The following is a 5,691-nucleotide window of genomic DNA, read 5'->3' on the forward strand; positions in this document are numbered from 1 at the left end:
CAGTTAACTTGAAGAAACAAATTATAAAAAAGCTTGACAATTCAAATCATTATGATAAGATAGTCGGCTCGCTAGATGGCTTAACTGGCAACGGTTTAAGACAAACAGTGAAAGCAATACCCTATATATCAGTTACTGGACGACAGTGATTGAGCACTATTTAAAAGCATAACTAAAGAACAACTTGTGTGGATTTTTGCTGATTCAGAATGCTAAAAAATAAAGTTGACTATCTTTTCTTTTCGGAAAGATTATTAACTATAAAAATTATCATTTAAGACAGCAGAAAAACTCAAAGTTAATTCATTACGAACATAATTTTTAGCGATTTTGCCAGATTAAATGAGCCAAGTTTAGAAGCTTCTTTAAAGAGCTTCATAGCAAGATTAAACTGAAGAGTTTGATCATGGCTCAGATTGAACGCTGGCGGCAGGCTTAACACATGCAAGTCGAGCGGAAACGATGATAGCTTGCTATCAGGCGTCGAGCGGCGGACGGGTGAGTAATACTTAGGAATCTACCTAGTAGTGGGGGATAGCACGGGGAAACTCGTATTAATACCGCATACGACCTACGGGAGAAAGGGGGCAGTTTACTGCTCTCGCTATTAGATGAGCCTAAGTCGGATTAGCTAGATGGTGGGGTAAAGGCCTACCATGGCGACGATCTGTAGCTGGTCTGAGAGGATGATCAGCCACACCGGGACTGAGACACGGCCCGGACTCCTACGGGAGGCAGCAGTGGGGAATATTGGACAATGGGGGAAACCCTGATCCAGCCATGCCGCGTGTGTGAAGAAGGCCTTTTGGTTGTAAAGCACTTTAAGCAGTGAAGAAGACTCCGTGGTTAATACCCACGGACGATGACATTAGCTGCAGAATAAGCACCGGCTAACTCTGTGCCAGCAGCCGCGGTAATACAGAGGGTGCAAGCGTTAATCGGAATTACTGGGCGTAAAGCGAGCGTAGGTGGCTTGATAAGTCAGATGTGAAATCCCCGGGCTTAACCTGGGAACTGCATCTGAAACTGTTAGGCTAGAGTAGGTGAGAGGGAGGTAGAATTTCAGGTGTAGCGGTGAAATGCGTAGAGATCTGAAGGAATACCGATGGCGAAGGCAGCCTCCTGGCATCATACTGACACTGAGGCTCGAAAGCGTGGGTAGCAAACAGGATTAGATACCCTGGTAGTCCACGCCGTAAACGATGTCTACTAGTCGTTGGGTCCCTTGAGGACTTAGTGACGCAGCTAACGCAATAAGTAGACCGCCTGGGGAGTACGGCCGCAAGGTTAAAACTCAAATGAATTGACGGGGGCCCGCACAAGCGGTGGAGCATGTGGTTTAATTCGATGCAACGCGAAGAACCTTACCTGGTCTTGACATATCTAGAATCCTGCAGAGATGCGGGAGTGCCTTCGGGAATTAGAATACAGGTGCTGCATGGCTGTCGTCAGCTCGTGTCGTGAGATGTTGGGTTAAGTCCCGCAACGAGCGCAACCCTTGTCCTTAGTTACCAGCGGGTTAAGCCGGGAACTCTAAGGATACTGCCAGTGACAAACTGGAGGAAGGCGGGGACGACGTCAAGTCATCATGGCCCTTACGACCAGGGCTACACACGTGCTACAATGGTAGGTACAGAGGGCAGCTACACAGCGATGTGATGCGAATCTCAAAAAGCCTATCGTAGTCCAGATTGGAGTCTGCAACTCGACTCCATGAAGTAGGAATCGCTAGTAATCGCGGATCAGAATGCCGCGGTGAATACGTTCCCGGGCCTTGTACACACCGCCCGTCACACCATGGGAGTTGATTGCACCAGAAGTGGATAGCTTAACCTTCGGGAAGGCGTTCACCACGGTGTGGTTGATGACTGGGGTGAAGTCGTAACAAGGTAGCCGTAGGGGAACCTGCGGCTGGATCACCTCCTTATAGATGGCATTCGGTCAGCAAGAATTCACAACAAGTTGTTCTTTAGTTTAAGCTTACGTTTATCTAAGCGTAATTGGGTCTGTAGCTCAGCTGGTTAGAGCACCGTGTTGATAACGCGGGGGTCAGTGGTTCAAGTCCACTTAGACCCACCATTTTATAATGGGGCCATAGCTCAGTTGGTAGAGCGCCTGCCTTGCACGCAGGAGGTCAACGGTTCGACTCCGTTTGGCTCCACCACTATAAACGAATTAAGTAAGCTTTAAGTGCTAATAGTATAAATAGAAACAAGTGATTCGCCTTTATTGGCAAGATTACTTCTTTCTGTTTTATACAGAATCTGTGACTCGACGAGAGCATAGAGACTATTTAAAAACATAGATATGAGTCTGGGTTAGGAACACGTGTTCACGCGTTGTTTCTAACCTTAATAACTCACCTCTTAACGACATCAGTTGTTATCCCAGGGGTGAGTTATTAAAAAAAGTAAAGAGAACTGAATCAAGCGTATAAACATAGGTGATATCGTTATCATAATTAGATCTTATGACACTTTGAAGTCAAAGCTTATTTATAAGTCAAGACTACTTGGGGTTGTATGGTCAAGTAATGAAGCGCACATGGTGGATGCCTTGGCAGTCAGAGGCGATGAAAGACGTGACAGCCTGCGATAAGCTTCGGGGAGGCGGCAATATCCTGTGATCCGGAGATTTCTGAATGGGGAAACCCACCTAGCATAAGCTAGGTATCTTGTACTTGTACAAGAAGCGAACGAGGGGAAGTGAAACATCTCAGTACCCTTAGGAATAGACATCAAATGAGATTCCCCTAGTAGCGGCGAGCGAACGGGGAGAAGCCGATTAATTCTAATGTAGAAGAACAGCGTGGGAAAGCTGACCGTAGTAGGTGATAGTCCTGTATTCGAAACATTAGAGTTAACATATTAAGTAGAGCGGGGCACGAGAAATCCTGTTTGAAGATGGGGGGACCATCCTCCAAGGCTAAATACTCCTGACTGACCGATAGTGAACCAGTACCGTGAGGGAAAGGCGAAAAGAACCCCTGTGAGGGGAGTGAAATAGAACCTGAAACCGTGTGCGTACAAGCAGTGGGAGCCTTAATTTATTAGGGTGACCGCGTACCTTTTGTATAATGGGTCAGCGACTTATGTTCTGTAGCAAGGTTAACCGTTTAGGGGAGCCGTAGGGAAACCGAGTCTTAATAGGGCGTTTAGTTGCAGGGCATAGACCCGAAACCGAGTGATCTATCCATGAGCAGGTTGAAAGTGTCGTAACAGACACCGGAGGACCGAACCCACTGTCGTTGAAAAGCCAGGGGATGACTTGTGGATAGGGGTGAAAGGCTAATCAAACTCGGTGATAGCTGGTTCTCCCCGAAAGCTATTTAGGTAGCGCCTCGGACGAACACCATTGGGGGTAGAGCACTGTTTCGGCTAGGGGGTCATACCGACTTACCAAACCGATGCAAACTCCGAATACCGATGAGTGATATCCGGGAGACACACAGTGGGTGCTAACGTCCATTGTGGAGAGGGAAACAACCCAGACCGCCAGCTAAGGCCCCAAATTCCTAGTTAAGTGGGAAACGAGGTGGGAAGGCATAGACAGCTAGGAGGTTGGCTTAGAAGCAGCCATCCTTTAAAGAAAGCGTAATAGCTCACTAGTCGAGTCGGCCCGCGCGGAAGATGTAACGGGGCTCAAACTAGGAGCCGAAGCTGCGGATTTGAATTTGTTTTCAAGTGGTAGGGGAGCGTTGTGTAAGCCTGTGAAGGTGTGTCGTAAGGCATGCTGGAGGTATCACAAGAGCGAATGCTGACGTGAGTAACGATAATGCGAGTGAAAAGCTCGCACGCCGGAAGATCAAGGGTTCCAGTCCAACGTTAATCGGGGCTGGGTGAGTCGACCCCTAAGGCGAGGCCGAAAGGCGTAGTCGATGGGAAATCGGTTAATATTCCGATACTTGTTTATAATGCGATGGAGGGACGGAGAAGGTTATGTCAGCCTGGCGTTGGTTGTCCAGGTGAAAGGATGTAGGCTTACAACTTAGGTAAATCCGGGTTGTTACATGGCTGAGATCTGATAGCAAGCTGTACTTGTACAGTGAAGTGGCAAATACCATGCTTCCAGGAAAAGCTTCTAAGCAATAGTTATAAACGAATCGTACCCTAAACCGACACAGGTGATCAGGTAGAGAATACCAAGGCGCTTGAGAGAACTCTGCTGAAGGAACTAGGCAAAATGGTACCGTAACTTCGGGAGAAGGTACGCTGCTGATGGTGATAGGACTTGCTCCTTGAGCTGTTGGCAGTCGCAGATACCAGGCTGCTGCAACTGTTTATTAAAAACACAGCACTCTGCAAACACGAAAGTGGACGTATAGGGTGTGATGTCTGCCCGGTGCTGGAAGGTTAATTGATGGGGTTAGCGTAAGCGAAGCTCTTGATCGAAGCCCCAGTAAACGGCGGCCGTAACTATAACGGTCCTAAGGTAGCGAAATTCCTTGTCGGGTAAGTTCCGACCTGCACGAATGACATAATGATGGCAGCGCTGTCTCCAGCAGAGACTCAGTGAAATCGAAATCGCAGTGAAGATGCTGTGTACCCGCGGCTAGACGGAAAGACCCCGTGAACCTTTACTACAGCTTTACATTGAACTTTGACCTGACTTGTGCAGGATAGGTGGGAGGCTTTGAAGCCGAGACGCTAGTCTCGGTGGAGCCAATCTTGAAATACCACCCTGGTCATGTTGGGGTTCTAACTCAGGTATAACAATACCGAGGACAATGTATGGTGGGTAGTTTGACTGGGGCGGTCTCCTCCTAAAGAGTAACGGAGGAGTACGAAGGTGCGCTCAGACCGGTCGGAAATCGGTCGTAGAGTATAAAGGCAAAAGCGCGCTTAACTGCGAGACCCACAAGTCGAGCAGGTACGAAAGTAGGTCTTAGTGATCCGGTGGTTCTGTATGGAAGGGCCATCGCTCAACGGATAAAAGGTACTCTGGGGATAACAGGCTGATACCGCCCAAGAGTTCATATCGACGGCGGTGTTTGGCACCTCGATGTCGGCTCATCTCATCCTAGGGCTGAAGCAGGTCCTAAGGGTATGGCTGTTCGCCATTTAAAGAGGTACGCGAGCTGGGTTTAGAACGTCGTGAGACAGTTCGGTCCCTATCTACCGTGGGCGTTGGAAATTTGAGAGGATCTGCTCCTAGTACGAGAGGACCAGAGTGGACGAACCTCTGGTGTTCGGGTTGTCACGCCAGTGGCATTGCCCGGTAGCTACGTTCGGATGGGATAACCGCTGAAAGCATCTAAGCGGGAAGCCCACCTCAAGATTAGATTTCCCTAAAGAGCCGTTGAAGACTACGACGTTGATAGGCAGGGTGTGGAAGTGCAGCGATGCATGTAGCTAACCTGTACTAATTGCTCGTTTGGCTTGACCATACAACACCCAAGTGGTTTGTATGAAAGCTCTAATTAATCTATCTTGTAAAGCGAAAGCTTTAGAATAAAGAAAGAATATTTCGATATCACCTTAAACCTTGATTCAGTTAGGTTTATGTTGGTCGACGACAAGTAACCTTGAAGTCATAATAACAACAACAGACTCATATCTAACCCCCTTTGCTGACGACAATAGCATGATGGAACCACCTGATCCCTTCCCGAACTCAGAAGTGAAACATCATAGCGCCAATGGTAGTGTGGATTCGTCCATGTGAGAGTAGGTCATCGTCAGCTCTCTATTC

At 48.0% G+C, this 5,691-nt stretch carries 2 tRNA genes and 3 rRNA genes; all 5 read left to right on the plus strand.

The features are described 5' to 3' along the window. The first annotated feature begins 388 nt into the window (after window positions 1-388). The 5 genes from JFC10_RS14670 to rrf all read left to right on the plus strand — a co-directional run bounded on the left by JFC10_RS14670 (window position 389) and on the right by rrf (window position 5,683). Window positions 389-1,927: ribosomal RNA gene (locus tag JFC10_RS14670) — 16S ribosomal RNA — on the plus strand. A 75-nt stretch (window positions 1,928-2,002) separates the two neighbouring features. After that, window positions 2,003-2,079 (plus strand) — tRNA-Ile (locus JFC10_RS14675). 9 nt (window positions 2,080-2,088) lie between these two features. After that, window positions 2,089-2,164 (plus strand) — tRNA-Ala (locus JFC10_RS14680). Between the two features lie 360 nt (window positions 2,165-2,524). Then, window positions 2,525-5,386: ribosomal RNA gene (locus JFC10_RS14685) — 23S ribosomal RNA — on the plus strand. 182 nt (window positions 5,387-5,568) lie between these two features. Further along, window positions 5,569-5,683 (plus strand): 5S ribosomal RNA (gene rrf / locus JFC10_RS14690). The 16S, 23S and 5S rRNA genes sit together here with 2 tRNA genes alongside, the layout of an rRNA operon. Window positions 5,684-5,691: the final 8 nt, after the last annotated feature.

The sequence above is a fragment of the Psychrobacter aquimaris genome (assembly GCF_016107525.1).
GTDB classification, from domain to species: domain Bacteria; phylum Pseudomonadota; class Gammaproteobacteria; order Pseudomonadales; family Moraxellaceae; genus Psychrobacter; species Psychrobacter aquimaris.